Consider the following 14,469-nt stretch of genomic DNA (forward strand, 5'->3'; position numbering starts at 1 on the left):
CCAAATCAGCGCATCAGCGCCTTGAGTGCTCCACGCACGCGCTCATCTTCACTCTCAAGAAAGCTTTGCCCCAGCTCATAGGCGCGCTGGATTTCGACCAAACGGGTCACTTGCTGAATCGCGTTCACGTTTGACCCTTCGAGAAAGCGATGCAAAACCACCGGCTCGTCGACCGGCTCGATTGCACCGTCGGTACGGAAACGAGTGTTTCCTTCGCGTACAAGTTCGTTCGTGTCGGCGACGTTGAAAACGCCCAGCTGACCCAGAAGTTGACCATCGACACTCAGCGTTCCGTCGCTGCCGACATCGATTGACGCGGCATCAGGCGGGATGAACACAGGCGCGCCATTGGCATCGAGCACGCGCGCACCATCCATTGAAACCAGATCGCCATCGGCATTGGGAGAAAAACTACCAGCCCGCGTCAGCCGGTTGCCGTTCTCGGTTTCGACCATGAAGAACCCGTCGCCCTCGATGGCAAAATCAAATTGCCCGCCGGTTTGCTTCAGCACACCCTGCTGCGTTGACGAATTTCGCGCCTCGGCCCTGCTCATGGAAAGGGAGGGGCTGTTCGGCATATCTCGAATGTATTCCGAGAACACCAGCCCCTGCTGGCGATAGCCGGTCGTGTTGGCATTTGCGATGTTATTCGCCACCAGGCGCATTTCATTCATCAGCCCGGACTGGCGGGACAGGGTGACATAGGCGGTGTCCATCAGCGACCTCCTGCGATCAATGGAACAAGCGTACCGGTAAAAAACGTAACAAGGGTCTGAGTCATGAACCCCATCGAGATCCAGAACACGACGACGATGGCGATCAGTTTGGGAACAAAGGTCAGTGTCATTTCCTGTATCGACGTCAGGGCCTGAAACAGACCAACGATCAGGCCTGACACCAAAGCAACTGCCAGAATCGGAACCGATGTGATGACGGCGATCCAGAGAGCCTGACGCACGATGTCATAGAAAAGACCTTCGCTCAGCATGGTATCAGACCGGCATCCGAAGGATTTCCTGATAGGCCTCGACCACCTTGTTGCGCACGATCACAGCTGTCTCGACGGCCAGTTCGGTCTGTGCCAGCGCCTGCACCAGCGCGTGCGGGTCGGCCTGCCCCACCATCGAGGTCTGCGACATCTGCTCGCTGTGTTTCAACGTGGATGCAAAGTCCTGAAAACTTGCCTTCAGCCCCTGCACCATGCCCGAGTGATCTGGGTCGGCCTGGGTTGCAGGACGGGCGCCGGCATAATTCTGCGCGGCGGTCAAGGATCGGATGTCCATTCTGGCTGTCCTTTATTTTCTAAGCAGTTCCATCAATGACGACGACATTTGCCGTGTTTGATCGAACATCTTGAGGTTGGCTTCGTAGCTCCGCTGCGCCTCACGCGCGTCGGCTATTTCGATCATCAGATCGACATTCGATCCCAGATAGTGACCACTGGCATCTGCCAACGGGTGACCGGGGTCGAAAATTCGTGTCAAGTCGCGTCGATCAAGCTTTACGCGGCCAGCTTTCACCACGTTCCGACCCTCTTTTTCCATGGTCTCAAACGGCACCGTCTTGCGCCGGTACCCGGGTGTATCCGCATTCGATATGTTTTCGGACACGTGACGCAGACGGGCTGCCTGCGCACGCAGGGCGCTGGCGGATGCAGCAAGTGAGTGGGAAAAATCGCTCATCCCCGGCCTCCTTATCCACGCCCCAGACTGGTGCGAAGGATGTTCATCGAGGATTTGTAGATCGCCAACGCGCGGTCGTGCTGTCGTTTGACATCGACCGATTTCAGCATTTCTTCTTCAAGCGATACGCCGTTGCCATTTGGATCACCCGACGAAGCGGCCTGGTGCTCTGCCCAGGGCTGCGCACCTGTACCGCCGTGCAGATGACCCTGCCGCGTGGCCATCATGGTCACTTCGCGTCCCGAGGTTTCAAGTGCTTTATGGAAGGGCTCGATATCGCGCGGCTGGTAGCCCGGCGTATCCGCATTGGCCATGTTGCGCGCAATCACTGCCTGCCGTTGCCCGGCATGGGTTGCCATTGCGTACGCGGTCTTTAGGACGTTCAAGTCATAGAACATCGGGGCTTCTCCCTCGATCAATTTCAATCAAGGCTTAACCCCGATTCCTTTAGAAACCGTTTTCAGAACCCAATTGGAGAACCCAAGATGTCTGATCTCGACCCGATGCTTCTGAAACATGAATTCGATCGGATGACTTCAATCCGCCACGTGGGCCTGGTCAGCGGCGTCGCACAAGGGTTGATCGAGATCAGTGGCCTGAACGAACATGCGCGAATCGGAGACTTGCTTACATTGCGGCGGCGCGCAGGGCCCGATCTGGCCGGTGAAGTGCTGCATGTCGGTGCAGACCATATCCACATGATCCCGGGTTCCGCCCCTGACGGTGTCAGCCTCGGGGATCGTGTGTACCTTGATCCCTCGCCGGGTTTCGCGCCCGCATTGCACTGGCTTGGACGCGTCATTGATCCGTTTGGCAAACCGCTGGACGGAAAACCTCTGCTGAACGGGCCACAGGATCGCGACATCATGCAAGCCCCGCCGCCTGCGGTGGCGCGCAAGCCATTGGGAAAGCGGATGGCCACCGGACTATCTGTTCTCAACACCATGCTGCCGATTGTACGCGGTCAACGCGTTGGGTTGTTTGCGGGATCAGGTGTAGGGAAATCGACGCTGCTGTCGACGCTGGCGCGCTTCATGCAGGCTGACGTGGTTGTGGTGACTCTTGTCGGCGAACGTGGGCGTGAAGTGAACGAGTTTGTTGCCCGCGCCATAGGTCCGGAAGCCATGAGGCGCACGATCGTGGTCGCCGCGACGTCCGACCAGTCTGCATTGGCGCGCAGACGGTGCGCGTGGTCGGCCATGTCGGCGGCAGAGTTCCTGCGGGATCTGGGGCTGAACGTCCTGTTTCTGGCCGATTCGGTAACCCGTTTCGCGGAAGCGCACCGTGAAATCGCCGTTGCCATGGGCGAAGCCCCGTCACTCCGAGGCTATCCGCCCTCTGTCACCCCCCTGATTGCCAACCTGTGTGAACGCGCAGGCCCCGGCACGCAGGAGCAGGGTGATATCACCGCCGTGTTCAGCGTCCTGGTTGCGGGGTCCGACATGGATGAACCCATCGCCGACATTCTGCGCGGTGTGTTGGACGGGCATATCGTACTCAGCCGCGAGATTGCCGAACGCGGGCGCTTCCCGGCCATCGACCTCAGCAAATCCGTATCCCGCAGCCTTCCAGAGGCCGCGTCAGAGGCCGAGAACCGGATGATCAACGAAACCCGCAAACTTGTTGGCAGCTACGAACAATCCGAAGTCATGATAAAGGCCGGGCTGTATTCAGAAGGATCAGATCCGCTCTTGGATCAGGCCGTGCGCGTTCATGAGGAGTTGGACGCGTTTTTCGGCAAACCCGATTCCGAAGGGATTGAAAACAGCTTCAACCGCTTGTCCCTGATTCTGCGCCGTGCCTCGGCCGGCCTGCCGCGTTAGTGAACTCGGAACAGTTTTAAGTATTAAGGCCGCCTTAAGACCTACGCTGCTATCCCGATAGTCGGGTGATAAAAAGGTGGTGGAGATGGGTGCGCAAACCAATGCGGCGCCAATCATCATCAAGAAGAAGCGTGTATCGGGTGGCGATGGCCATCACGGTGGCGCGTGGAAAGTCGCGTATGCCGACTTTGTGACGGCCATGATGGCCTTCTTCATGTTGATGTGGCTGCTGAACGCAACAACGGAACAGCAACGAAAAGGGTTGGCGGATTATTTCGCACCGACAATCCCGCTAAGCCCGGAATCCGGCGGCGGGGACGGGGCGTTTGGCGGCGACAGCATGCTGTCTGAAGAAGTGCTGCTGCGGGACGGTCAGGGTGCCACGACCACTCACCCGACTGAATCGCATCAGGCCCGTGGCTCGATCGGAGTGAATGCCGAGGGCGGCGGCAAAGGAGACAAGGAAGATTTCTCTACGTTGGAGGCGCAACTGCTGGGGCGCACGGGTGAAAGCGAGATCTCGGACAAACTGCTCAAGCATATCGTCACACGAGTCACGGATGAGGGACTGGTGGTGGAACTGTTTGACACCGACGATCAGGCATTGTTCGAATCGGGCTCTGACAAGCCAACCAGCTTTCTGCGGTCCCTGGCCCTGATCATCGCCCGAGCCTCGGATCTTGTCGTCAATTCGATCGCTGTCGAAGGGCATGTCAGCGCGTCTCCGGTTGTGCAGGCGCGCAACACAGCCTGGGAACTGTCCACGGCAAGGGCCCAAAAATTGCGTCAGTTGCTACAGGACAAGGGCGTTGCGGCACAAAGAATGGATCGTGTTACGGGCCATGCAGACCGAGAATTGTTCGCCGACAATCCCATGGCTGCGCGGAACAACAGGATCGAAGTGATCTTTCTGCGCCAGCCCTAAATGATAGAGCGTATTTTACATGTTAGCGCGCTGTTAAGGGGCAGCGCGTTACCTGTTGCATCAAAGACGGACGCAACAGAAGGGCGCACCCATGACCATTTCCTCTTCGCTCAATGCCGGTGTGGCGGCGCTGAAAGCCAATGCCAACAGGTTGGCGACGATTTCCGACAACATCGCGAACTCTTCAACCTATGGATATAAACGGGTCGAGACGGATTTTCATTCAATGGTCACGTCGGGCCAGGGTGGCAGCTATTCGGCAGGCGGCGTGCGGACGACAAGCCAGCGCATGATTGATCAACGCGGGCCATTGGTCACAACCAGCAACTCAACCGATCTGGCAGTTCGTGGGCGCGGCATGTTGCCTGTGCGCCCCAGTTCGCAGATCGGGAATAATTCGAACGAGATGCTGCTGACAACAACCGGGTCGTTCCGCACCAACGAAGAAGGGTATTTGGTTACCGAATCCGGCCTCGTTCTTCTGGGGTGGCCCGCGGCATCTGATGGCACTATTCCACCGGTTTCGCGCGACACACCCTCCGCGCTTGTACCCATTCAGCTCAGCGTGAATCAGCTGTCGGGTTCTCCAACCACGGAAATGAAACTGCGTATGAACCTTCCGGCCACGGCAACAGATGCGGGCGCGCCGGGCGACATTCAGCCTTTGTCGGTCAAGTATTTCGACAATCTCGGCAAGTCTGAAAGCGTCGATATCCAGTTGATTCCGACCGTTCCCGCAACCGGCAGCAGCAATGAATGGCGGATGGTATTGCGCGATTCAGCCTCTGGCGGGGCCGTCGTGGGGGAATACAGGCTGACATTCACCGACAACCGAACGGCCGGGGGAACCCTCGCAAGCGTGACACCTATTTCAGGTGGTGCTTATGATCCAGCAACGGGCAGTGTCATGGTCAACGTCGCCGGTGGACCGATGGAGATCAATATCGGCCAGATCGGGGATACCGACGGCATAACCCAGCTATCCGACACCTTTGCGCCGGTTTCAATCACACGCGACGGCTCTGCCGTGGGAACCATGACCAGCGTTCAGGTGGACGAAAACGGCTATGTCTACGCGCGCTATGATACAGGTGTCAACCGCCGCATGTTCCAAATCCCGCTTGCTGACGTTCCCAATCCTAACGGCCTGACCGCGCTGGACAGCCAAACCTACGAGCCGTCACGGGAAAGCGGTACGTTCTTTCTTTGGAATGCCGGCGAAGGCCCGACAGGGGATCTTGTTTCTTTCGCGCGTGAGGAATCCACCACGGATGTGGCGACTGAGCTGACCTCATTGATTCAGACGCAACGTGCTTACTCGTCCAGCGCCACTGTGATCCAGACAGTGGACGAGATGTTGCAGGAAACGACAAACCTGAAACGTTAATCCAGCTCTGACCCAAAGAAAGGAGCGGCCTCATGAACATGTCGACAGCACTCAATAACGCATTGGGCGGGCTGACTGCGGCCAGTCGCGGGGCCGCTGTAGTGTCCGGGAACATCGCGAATGCGCTAACCCCCGGCTATGCGCGCCGGTCCCTGGAACTTGCGACAAGTCCTATATCCGGAAATGGCGTACGCACCGTTGGCGTGATCCGGCATCAGGATCCGGTTTTGACCGCCAACAGACGTTCGTCTGATGCCGAACTCGCCTTTCGGTCGGACGTTTCAGATTTTCACGCGCGGTTCGAACAACTGGTGGGGTCTCCTGATGACGGCCCTTCGCTGTCTACCCGTCTGTCCTCGTTGGAAAACGCCTTTATCACGGCGGCCAGTCTGCCTGACTCGATCGAACGGCTGGATCAGGTTGCGCGCTCGGCCCGCGATCTGACCAACGAGCTGAACGCGGCGTCCGAAGGCGTACGCCAGGCACGCTCGGATGCTGATCGAAAAATTGGCGCCCAGATCGATACCCTGAATCAGACTCTGAAAGATATCGAAGACCTGAACGCCAAGATTCCCGCCATTCAAAACTCTGGCGGTGACATCGGTGCCCTGCTGGATCAGCGGCACGTCCTGATCGACCAAGTCAATACCCTGATCCCGGTCAATGTCGTGCCTCGCGCCAATGATCAGGTATCCCTGTACTCGGAGGGCGGGCTGATCCTGTTGGAAGGCACGGCCTCGGAGTTCACTTTTTCCACGACGGGCGAAACAAAGCCTCATATGACTGTGGCAAATGGTCTGTTGTCCAGTCTGGAGATGAACGGAAACCCGGTACGGACAAGCGGAGATAACGCTCAAATCCGCGGCGGGGCACTGATGGCGCAGTTCACCATCCGCGACGACTTGGCAGTCGAGGCGCAGGTTCAGCTCGACACGGTTGCAAGGGACCTGATTGAACGATTTGAAACGCCCGGTTTGGATTCGTCGGCTCTTGTGACAGATCCCGGTCTGTTCACCGACGATGGCAACCGATTTGATCCTGCATCTGTTGTCGGACTTGCATCACGGATCTCACTCAATTCAACCGTGGACCCTGACAATGGCGGGGTCAGTTGGAAACTGCGCGCGGGTCTGGGCGCCGCAACTCCGGGTGACCCTGGGCAGGCTGCTCAATTGCGCGCGTTCGGGCACATATTGAACGACGCACGTCCGGTACCTGGCGGGCTGTTCGGCACGGGAAACATGCGAGCTGCCGAGTTGACCGAGGCCCTGTTGTCGAAAGCGGGCGCACACGCCCATGCCGCAGATCAACGCAAGACTTTTGCAAACAGCTTCCAGCAGCAAATGGCGCAGATCGAGGCCGCGCAGGGCGTGGATACCGATCAGGAACTACAGCGGCTCATGCAGGTCGAACAGACTTATGCCGCAAACGCTCGTGTCATCTCGGTTGTTGACGAGCTTATGGAAACTCTTCTGAGGTTGTGACCATGAATATCACTTCTATCGGCGATTTGGCGCGAGGAATGACCTTACGAACCCGCGCAACAGATATCAAAACCCAGATCGAAACCCTGTCTTATGAAATGTCCACCGGGCGGGTACAGGACGTCTCGGGGCGGCTTGGCGGAATTTATTCGCAAATTCTGGATCTCGACCGCAGCCTCGCCAGACTCGACGCCTTTGGCATCGCAACGTCCGAAGCGGCCCTGTTCACCGATACCATGCAACTGAGCCTGAAAACCTTCGGAGATTCGGTCGGAGACATGACCGCGTCTTTGCTGGCTTACGGAACCGCCAATCAGCCCGTCAATCATGAACAAGCGTCCCAACAGGCGAAGAATGAGCTGGACACGATGATCTCGGCACTGAACACGCGCGTAGGAGGGCGCAGCCTGTTTTCCGGTACCGCCACCGATGTGTCGCCCCTGCAATCTTCGAACGAGCTTTTGACGGCGCTGAAATCGCAGTTGACGGGGCTTGCGACGGTCGCTGATATCAGGCTGGCGGCAGAAAACTGGTTCAATGACCCAGCCGGTTTCGACGCCGTGATTTATCAGGGGTCAAACGGCACCCTGTCTCCGATGCAGATTTCGGAAAACGAAAGCGTCACGCTGCCGATCACGGCAACGGACCCGGCGTTCAAGGCCGCACTCAAGGATGTCGCCGTTGCGGCGCTGGCCACCGACAGCGCATTGGCACTTTCGCCCGATCAACGCACCGCTTTGTTCACGCAGTTAGGGGTCGATCTGGCCAACTCACAGGATGCCACCGTCAAGCTCCGGGCAAAGGTCGGGGCGGCCGAAGCCCGCATCGAAGAGGCGGCAACACGCAATTCCTCGACCCGAACCAGCCTGGAATTCAGCCGGAACGAACTGATCGCGGCCGATCCTTATGAGACGGCAGCGAAACTGCAAACGGTGCAATTTCAGTTGGAAAGCCTGTATTCCGTAACCGTTCGCAATGCGAACCTGTCGCTGGTGAACTTTCTGAGATGAGGGCGCTGATATTTCTCCTGCTTCTCCTTCCCGGCATGGCTTGGGCAGGGACAATCCGTCTCAAGGACCTCGTGGATTTTGACGGTGTACGGGGCAACGATCTGGTGGGTTACGGCCTGGTGGTCGGCTTGAACGGAACTGGCGATGGGTTACGCAACGCGCCTTTCACCGAAGAAATCATGTCCAATATCCTCGAACGCCTTGGCGTCAACGTCACAGGTGAGGATTTCCGGCCCAAAAACGTGGCAGCGGTATTGGTCACGGCCAGCCTGCCGCCCTTTGCACGGGTGGGTGGTCAAATCGATGTAACGGTTTCAGCCATAGGCGATTCAAGCAACCTGTTGGGTGGAACATTGATCATGACCCCGCTTAACGCAGCCGATGGCCAAATTTATGCGGTCGCGCAGGGCACAATCCTTGCAGGTGGCGTTTCGGCTGAAGGAGAGGCAGCCTCGGTCGTGCGTGGGGTGCCAACTTCGGGCGTGATCCCATCCGGTGCCAGGGTCGAGCGTGAAATTGACTTCGACTTGTCAACTCTCACTCAGATGCGCCTTGCACTCAGAGAGCCCGATTTCACAACAGCCGCGCGCATCGAAACCGCGATAAACACCGAGTTCAACAGAACCGTGGCAATCATGCGAGATTCCGGCACGGTTGAGATCAACGTCGCGGCGACGCAGGCGGTTTCGACAGCCCACGCCATAGGGCGTATCGAAAACATTCTGGTCGAACCTGAATCGAAAGCGCGCGTTGTTGTTGATCAGCGCTCTGGCACCATTGTCATGGGGCAGGAGGTCCGAATTTCGCGTGTTGCGGTGTCTCAAGGCAACCTGACTCTGACGGTTCAGGAAGCACCGATTGCGGTGCAGCCCAACCCGTTCGCCAGAGGTGAAACAGTGGTCGTGCCACGTACAATCGCAGGGATCGAGGAAGAAGAGGGAACCGGCCTCGCCGAAATCCCCGAAGCCACCACCCTGTCCGAGGTTGTGGCAGGTCTGAACGCGCTTGGGGTCTCGCCTCAGGACATGATCGACATTCTGAAAACGATCAAGGCAGCAGGCGCGCTGCATGCGGAATTCATCGTCAGGTGAAGGGCGCCGCCAGTTGGATGGGCGTGCTGCTGGCACGCCCGCCAAAGCTTGTATCTATTTCGATTTCCAGCTGTCCAGCCAGCGCCGAAATCTGTTGTGTCGCTCTTCTATGGCGTCACCCGCCGCATAAAGGCCGTCTTCCACGTTTTCGATCATCGGATCAATCCGTGCTTGCCGGAACCTGCGCCAACGCACCCACATCGCCCAGACGAACGCCGCAAAGATCGTCAGGAAGATGATATTGAACCAGGGAATGATCCGAACATCCGGCCCTTCAACGTCTTTGATGAAAATGGCGTTGGGAAAGATCGACATGAATTCGTTGCGCCACCCGTAATGGGTTACGACCACCCATTTCGGGTTTTCCTTGGTGGATTTCGCATCATTGGCCTCGGTGTACAGGTTCGCAGTGTCGAACTTGAAATACGGGGGCCATCCCCAGCCGGTATCCTCATTTCGGTACACGATGGGTTTTCCGTTGGCCCGCACTGCCTGAATGAACTGCACATCCCGGTTGGACAGGCTGGTGGATTGATCTTCCGGCTCTGACCAGAAGATCCGGGTCCAGTCGTTCAGATCCTGCCGTTCTTCATAGGTGTTGACGATGCGCACAATGTCATGCTGGGGCAGAGAATATTGCAGGATCACGGCAATCGTACCCCAGAAAATGATAATGAACGCCCATTTCACATAGGCCATGCCTAAACCCTCACATGTAATTCACGATGTAGATCAGCGCGCCAATCGCCACCCACGGCACAATATAGACACCCAGGATCAGTTTACGCCGAAACGAGTTGTCATACACATGCAATCCGCGTTCGACAAAGGCTTCTTTGTTGCCCGTCTTGCCCTTTTCGTCCCACCAGTTCTCCAGTTTCCGCCGGCGTATGCCGCGCGAATAGAAAGACAGCCCGACATAGGCAATCGTCTGGATCACCAGCAAGATCAGCAAAAGGCGCAATAATCCAATCATTTCAACCTTTCCTCACCGAACCCCACGGACCAACCCGGGCAATTATGTCATCGCTGACCCGATCGTCGCCGCTCATATCCGGCTCATGTCCGAACAGGGCGGCGCGGGCGCCTTGCTTGTCCACCTGATATTCGCGCGCAAGGAAGTCGGCCACATAGGCCTTCTTGCTCTCGGGCCAGCCCGAATATGTTCGGTAGAACAATTCTTTGTGGCAGATGAACATCTGGCGCGGGTCCAGCGGGGCCAATTCGGACAACAGCATGTTCACCAGATCACGGTTCGGTGTATCGGTCGCCCGCAAGGTGTAGAAGTAGGCCGGGTGATCCGAGGTGATGCGCGGCCAAGGTCCGCCATCCTTTGCCCAGCGCAGCAATTGCGCAAGGCCGTGATAGGCTTCGGGCAGGCGGTCGGCATGGTTGCGCGCCAACCGGCGCATATCGCTGCGATCCAGACCCGCCATATCCACGCCCGCATCCGCAGCAGCAGAAACCGTCAGAAAATCCATCTTCTGTTGCAGGATCGCGCTCGAGTTCACGCCCCGCGCTTCGATGATCGTTTCGACAAGGTTGTTCAGCCCAAGGAATTTGGCGATCTGATTACGTTGCGCCTTTTGAAAGACGTGTTTCAGCGGAAGATCGTCTGGTACGTCTTCCATACAAATTGCGGCCGGGTGATCCAGATCCGGGAACAGATAAAGCCCACCGAAATGCGCTGTCCAGAAGTTGCGCTGCTCGAACGCGGTATGGCGCAAGCGGACGGGGTTTCGGGTCACGTCACCGGTTTCCCTGGCCGTTTCGATCATCTTGGCGATCAGCACATCGTCGAACCAGGCGTCCTCTTCGGTTTTGAACCGCTCGACCATGCCCGCCAGTTGTTCGGCCTTGCGCAGGGTGCCGCCTGCGGTGTCAGCCTCAATCTCAATCTTGCGCAGGTTCAGAAGATCGCGCGGCGTGCTGAGTTTGATGACCGAGTTCACCAATTCTCCGGCCACCGCATCGGTGGCGGTCAGGGCAAACAACTGCGCTTCGTTCATCTCGATGAATTCCCGCAGGATATCGCGCGAGGTCGAGAATTTGACGTCCAGCAGCGGCGCGCGTTTCTGCTCGGTCGTCAGCAGGATGAACTGCCGGTTGACCCCGTTGGGATTGAGGTAGAGCTCATCCTCCAGCTCAATCCCCACCTCTGGCGAATAGCCCGAGATATCGACATGGAAATCCGTCAGCTCGGTGGTCTTGCCCGCCAGATGCTGCAGCGCGCGGTTATACCGCTCGACTAAGGCCGGGCTGGAGATGTGGACGAGGTTGCCGAACATCAGGCCTTTTTTGATGAGGCGGATCATTGGCCTCCTTTCTGTTGAGCGCTCTTTTCCTCAACGTTCCACAAAAATTCTTCCTGCTGAGCCAACTGGGATGATTGTCGTTCTGAGCATATTTCGCCATTGCCAGAATTACGGCTGCTGATTGACACTGCTGCTAGGCAAAACAGGATACCCAACACCAATATTGCCCAAAGGATAGCCGATCCGACAATGATGCCGCCAACCACTATGAACATTGCCGCGGTCCACATGTCCAAAAAGTGGCTCAAGCTTTCCGCGCCACCTGCCAAAATAGTTGAGACCACGACAGGTGCGAGTGGAACTACTGTGAAAAACAACGCCATAGTCATCATCAACGCACGAAACCTAATGAAGCCAGCTCTGTTCGAAGCTGTCTTTCCTGCACGCCAGCCGACAAGACCGGAAGTCACCATACTGAAAACAAAAAAGACAACGATTACGAAGTTACTGCTCACACCTTCCCCTCCAGATACCGCCGCTTGGCCTCGCTGACTACAATCAGGATCAAGACAACCGAAGATAGGCAAAAACTAAGAAGAAACGAAGCCCAACCCGTTGCTGCGTAAGTTGTTCGATCATTGCTGAGAAGCCGATGGCCAAGGCCAAGATCGAACAACATTCCGATCAGAGAAAGACACAGGATCGAAACTGCCAGCGCCGTAATCCATGCTACAATCGAACGCGGGATGAATGGCAGGCGGACAATTTTTTGAGCAATCAAAAAGCACGCAGACAAACTCAGACTGGCTGGAAGTGCGAAGATCACAAAGTTAGCAATCAAGACCCCTTCCCCTCCAGATACCGCCGCTTGGCCTCTTCCATCCGGCCCATCTCACGCACCGCGTTTTCGATGGCGACCTCGTCGCTCTTGTCGGCATAGCGGAACTCGCTGTCGGCGTAGCGGTTGATCTCTTGGATCACCATCTCGACCGTGATCGGTTGGCGCAGGTCCTCGATCATCGCTTTCTTGGTGTCGTAGTCGCGGAACAGGAACAGGTCGGGGTTTTCCATCCATTCGTCAGGCAGTTCGAAATCCATCGCGCGGACCTTGACCGCGTCGGTGATGTTCTTGATCGCGCGGCCCGTAAAGCGCTCATCCGCCTGCTGGATCGCCTTGAGGTAAGTGCCCAGCTTGGCGATCGTATCCATCTGGCCGATCTCACCCGAGACCCGGTCATAGACCTGCAACAGAGCGTCCTCATGTGGGCGGGAATGGCTTTCGAAACTGGCGGCGACGGCCTTCTTGATTTCCTGCGCGGCGTAAGCTTCGTGTTCGCCCAGCGGGATGTCGTGGTTGCGGCCCATCAGCAGGTGCAGGATGTCGATGTAATCCTCGCGCGCTTGCGGCCCGTCCACCAGAAACCGCGCGCCTGCGCGCTGGCGCAGGGCGTCGTCCACATTCTCAGGGTAGTTCGAGAACATGCCAAAGGTGCAGTTGCCACGCACGACTGTGTTGGCACCGGCAAAGCTCTCCATCAGCACGGCGGTGATTTCCAGCTGCCCGGCTGACGATTGCCGGTCGCCGCGTTTGCCTGCCAGCTGGTCGATATCGTCGATAGTGCCAAAGCCGATGACCGAGGGGTCGATGATCGTGTTGATAAAGGCCTTGGCGTTCTGACCGGATTTCCCCTGATAGCTGTCGATATTGTCGGTACTCAGGTTCTGATAGCGGAACGGATAGCCCGCGTTCTGGCAATAATCGTTGATCAGCCCGGCCATCATCTGGATCAGGGTGGTCTTGCCGGTACCCGGCTTGCCGTCGCCCATGAAGGTAAAGATGAACCCGCCCAGTTCCGCGAACGGGTTCAGGCGGCGGTCGAAATCATAGGCCATCACCATCTTGGCCAGCTTCATCGCCTGATACTTGGCGATATGGTTGCCCACCACCTCGTTCGGTTTCTTGAACGTCATGGTGAGCGTTGTGGATTTGGCTTTTGAGGCCGGCTCAAACCCCCGGATCGTCAGATCATCCGCCTCGATATGCCAGGCAGCATTATGGAACGGGGCCAGATGGCCTGCGGACCCTGCGCGCAGGGCGGACTTTTCCATCAGTTGTTCGGCATAAGCGCTGGTTGCCGCGATCAGATGGGCGTCGTCGGGGGCGTGTTTGGCCAGTACCTGATCCAGCTCCCACAGCGCGCCATGCAGGGCAAGCTGGCCATTGTCGGTCAGGACCTCTTCGATCTCACCGAGATCAACCGTGGTTTCGCCCAGATGCGAGGACAACAGATAGGCCAGCGCATTGCCGAACGTATGGAGCGTGATCAAAGCCTCGGCGGTCAGCAATTCCGAGAATTCAGTCTTGCGCGCGGCAGGTAGATCCCCGGCCAAATTGGCACGTTTCAGATCGGCCAACAATGTCTGCTCCGCATAGGTCTCGGCCACAGCCAGAGCGATGGCTATCGCGCGGCGAATGGCTTGCTGTGTCGTAGCCTGAGGCGGAGACACCAGCGTATCCCCATCGTCCGACGCCTCGATCCGTTCAACCAGATGCACCCCATCCGCCCGCACCGTGCGCCGCGTGACCAGACCTGGTGTCGTGGATCGAAACCGTCGCCCCGTGGAAATCCCCGGAGACCGCTCAACCGCCACTTCAACCGGTTTCGCAATCCGCGGCGCATGTTCGAACCCGTTCAACAAGGCCGTCGCCGCAGGGTAATGCTTGCGAATATCGTCTTCCCGCAATTCCATCTGATCTGACGTTAAACTCATCTCAAAAACCGCTCTTGCTTCATCTTTTCAAAAATACTCT

General features: G+C 57.4%; 17 protein-coding genes. 6 read left to right on the top strand and 11 right to left on the bottom strand.

The window, feature by feature from the left end; all coding sequences use genetic code 11:
- Nucleotides 1-5 precede the first annotated feature (5 nt).
- Genes ACR0LI_RS10680 through ACR0LI_RS10700 form a run of 5 tightly spaced genes read right to left on the bottom strand, consistent with a single transcriptional unit; the run spans nt 6 to nt 2,080 of the window.
- Nucleotides 6-716 (bottom strand): flagellar hook-basal body complex protein, encoded by a 711-nt coding sequence (locus ACR0LI_RS10680; protein ID WP_171635644.1) that lies wholly within the window; start codon nt 714-716, stop codon nt 6-8.
- Nucleotides 716-988 (bottom strand): flagellar biosynthetic protein FliQ, encoded by a 273-nt coding sequence (locus ACR0LI_RS10685; RefSeq protein ID WP_152459750.1) that lies wholly within the window; start codon nt 986-988, stop codon nt 716-718. Before ACR0LI_RS10685 ends, ACR0LI_RS10680 begins: the two co-directional genes overlap by 1 nt.
- Nucleotides 989-992: 4 nt before the next feature.
- Entirely contained in the window at nt 993-1,283 is a 291-nt protein-coding gene (gene fliE, locus ACR0LI_RS10690) for a flagellar hook-basal body complex protein FliE (protein WP_171724115.1), read from the bottom strand.
- A gap of 12 nt (nt 1,284-1,295) precedes the next feature.
- A complete protein-coding gene (gene flgC / locus ACR0LI_RS10695; RefSeq protein ID WP_171724114.1) occupies nt 1,296-1,682 on the bottom strand; it encodes a flagellar basal body rod protein FlgC in 387 nt (128 codons plus the stop codon).
- A gap of 11 nt (nt 1,683-1,693) precedes the next feature.
- A complete protein-coding gene (locus ACR0LI_RS10700) occupies nt 1,694-2,080 on the bottom strand; it encodes a FlgB family protein (RefSeq protein WP_171724113.1) in 387 nt (128 codons plus the stop codon).
- A 105-nt stretch (nt 2,081-2,185) separates the two neighbouring features.
- Here ACR0LI_RS10700 and ACR0LI_RS10705 point away from each other — a divergent pair, with 105 nt between their 5' ends.
- The 6 genes from ACR0LI_RS10705 to ACR0LI_RS10730 all read left to right on the top strand — a co-directional run bounded on the left by ACR0LI_RS10705 (nt 2,186) and on the right by ACR0LI_RS10730 (nt 9,402).
- Nucleotides 2,186-3,505 (top strand): FliI/YscN family ATPase, encoded by a 1,320-nt coding sequence (locus ACR0LI_RS10705; protein WP_480718565.1) that lies wholly within the window; start codon nt 2,186-2,188, stop codon nt 3,503-3,505.
- 85 nt (nt 3,506-3,590) lie between these two features.
- Nucleotides 3,591-4,430 carry a flagellar motor protein MotB gene (locus ACR0LI_RS10710; RefSeq protein ID WP_480492281.1) on the top strand — a complete coding sequence of 280 codons (840 nt, stop codon included), beginning with the start codon at nt 3,591-3,593 and terminating at the stop codon, nt 4,428-4,430.
- Nucleotides 4,431-4,521: 91 nt separating this feature from the next.
- Nucleotides 4,522-5,817 carry a flagellar hook protein FlgE gene (locus tag ACR0LI_RS10715; protein ID WP_171635632.1) on the top strand — a complete coding sequence of 432 codons (1,296 nt, stop codon included), beginning with the start codon at nt 4,522-4,524 and terminating at the stop codon, nt 5,815-5,817.
- A 32-nt stretch (nt 5,818-5,849) separates the two neighbouring features.
- Nucleotides 5,850-7,301: a flagellar hook-associated protein FlgK gene (gene flgK / locus ACR0LI_RS10720; RefSeq protein ID WP_480492284.1), complete on the top strand. Its 1,452-nt coding sequence runs from the start codon at nt 5,850-5,852 to the stop codon at nt 7,299-7,301.
- A gap of 2 nt (nt 7,302-7,303) precedes the next feature.
- Complete coding sequence (locus tag ACR0LI_RS10725) at nt 7,304-8,311, top strand: flagellin (RefSeq protein ID WP_480718492.1); 1,008 nt, start codon at nt 7,304-7,306, stop codon at nt 8,309-8,311.
- Entirely contained in the window at nt 8,308-9,402 is a 1,095-nt protein-coding gene (locus tag ACR0LI_RS10730) for a flagellar basal body P-ring protein FlgI (RefSeq protein ID WP_171635626.1), read from the top strand. The genes ACR0LI_RS10725 and ACR0LI_RS10730 overlap by 4 nt, the downstream gene beginning before the upstream one ends.
- A gap of 54 nt (nt 9,403-9,456) precedes the next feature.
- On the opposite strand, the gene ACR0LI_RS10735 is transcribed toward ACR0LI_RS10730, so the two are convergent.
- Genes ACR0LI_RS10735 through ACR0LI_RS10760 form a run of 6 tightly spaced genes read right to left on the bottom strand, consistent with a single transcriptional unit; the run spans nt 9,457 to nt 14,429 of the window.
- Nucleotides 9,457-10,101 (bottom strand): DUF1523 family protein, encoded by a 645-nt coding sequence (locus ACR0LI_RS10735; RefSeq protein ID WP_171635623.1) that lies wholly within the window; start codon nt 10,099-10,101, stop codon nt 9,457-9,459.
- Between the two features lie 10 nt (nt 10,102-10,111).
- On the bottom strand, nt 10,112-10,378 hold the full coding sequence (locus tag ACR0LI_RS10740) for a hypothetical protein (RefSeq protein ID WP_171120117.1): 267 nt from the start codon (nt 10,376-10,378) through the stop codon (nt 10,112-10,114).
- 1 nt (nt 10,379) lies between these two features.
- A complete protein-coding gene (locus tag ACR0LI_RS10745; RefSeq protein WP_480492285.1) occupies nt 10,380-11,717 on the bottom strand; it encodes a DUF6638 family protein in 1,338 nt (445 codons plus the stop codon).
- Nucleotides 11,714-12,172 (bottom strand): hypothetical protein, encoded by a 459-nt coding sequence (locus ACR0LI_RS10750; RefSeq protein ID WP_171724106.1) that lies wholly within the window; start codon nt 12,170-12,172, stop codon nt 11,714-11,716. The genes ACR0LI_RS10745 and ACR0LI_RS10750 overlap by 4 nt, the downstream gene beginning before the upstream one ends.
- Nucleotides 12,169-12,498, bottom strand: a complete 330-nt coding sequence (locus tag ACR0LI_RS10755) for a hypothetical protein (RefSeq protein WP_171724105.1) — start codon at nt 12,496-12,498, stop codon at nt 12,169-12,171. Before ACR0LI_RS10755 ends, ACR0LI_RS10750 begins: the two co-directional genes overlap by 4 nt.
- On the bottom strand, nt 12,495-14,429 hold the full coding sequence (locus tag ACR0LI_RS10760; protein WP_480718493.1) for an AAA family ATPase: 1,935 nt from the start codon (nt 14,427-14,429) through the stop codon (nt 12,495-12,497). The genes ACR0LI_RS10755 and ACR0LI_RS10760 overlap by 4 nt, the downstream gene beginning before the upstream one ends.
- Between the last annotated feature and the right edge of the window lie 40 nt (nt 14,430-14,469).

The sequence above is a fragment of the Ruegeria sp. CL7 genome, assembly GCF_056536445.1.

Excerpts from the sequence above, each read along its gene's own strand:
- ACR0LI_RS10745 (WP_480492285.1), bottom strand. The coding sequence starts at position 11,717 with ATGATCCGCCTCATCAAAAAAGGCCTGATGTTCGGCAACCTCGTCCAC.
- flgC (WP_171724114.1), bottom strand. The coding sequence starts at position 1,682 with ATGAGCGATTTTTCCCACTCACTTGCTGCATCCGCCAGCGCCCTGCGT.
- ACR0LI_RS10730 (WP_171635626.1), top strand. The coding sequence starts at position 8,308 with ATGAGGGCGCTGATATTTCTCCTGCTTCTCCTTCCCGGCATGGCTTGG.
- ACR0LI_RS10760 (WP_480718493.1), bottom strand. The coding sequence starts at position 14,429 with ATGAGTTTAACGTCAGATCAGATGGAATTGCGGGAAGACGATATTCGC.
- ACR0LI_RS10715 (WP_171635632.1), top strand. The coding sequence starts at position 4,522 with ATGACCATTTCCTCTTCGCTCAATGCCGGTGTGGCGGCGCTGAAAGCC.
- ACR0LI_RS10685 (WP_152459750.1), bottom strand. The coding sequence starts at position 988 with ATGCTGAGCGAAGGTCTTTTCTATGACATCGTGCGTCAGGCTCTCTGG.
- ACR0LI_RS10735 (WP_171635623.1), bottom strand. The coding sequence starts at position 10,101 with ATGGCCTATGTGAAATGGGCGTTCATTATCATTTTCTGGGGTACGATT.
- ACR0LI_RS10725 (WP_480718492.1), top strand. The coding sequence starts at position 7,304 with ATGAATATCACTTCTATCGGCGATTTGGCGCGAGGAATGACCTTACGA.
- ACR0LI_RS10680 (WP_171635644.1), bottom strand. The coding sequence starts at position 716 with ATGGACACCGCCTATGTCACCCTGTCCCGCCAGTCCGGGCTGATGAAT.
- ACR0LI_RS10700 (WP_171724113.1), bottom strand. The coding sequence starts at position 2,080 with ATGTTCTATGACTTGAACGTCCTAAAGACCGCGTACGCAATGGCAACC.
- ACR0LI_RS10705 (WP_480718565.1), top strand. The coding sequence starts at position 2,186 with ATGCTTCTGAAACATGAATTCGATCGGATGACTTCAATCCGCCACGTG.
- fliE (WP_171724115.1), bottom strand. The coding sequence starts at position 1,283 with ATGGACATCCGATCCTTGACCGCCGCGCAGAATTATGCCGGCGCCCGT.
- ACR0LI_RS10740 (WP_171120117.1), bottom strand. The coding sequence starts at position 10,378 with ATGATTGGATTATTGCGCCTTTTGCTGATCTTGCTGGTGATCCAGACG.
- ACR0LI_RS10710 (WP_480492281.1), top strand. The coding sequence starts at position 3,591 with ATGGGTGCGCAAACCAATGCGGCGCCAATCATCATCAAGAAGAAGCGT.
- flgK (WP_480492284.1), top strand. The coding sequence starts at position 5,850 with ATGAACATGTCGACAGCACTCAATAACGCATTGGGCGGGCTGACTGCG.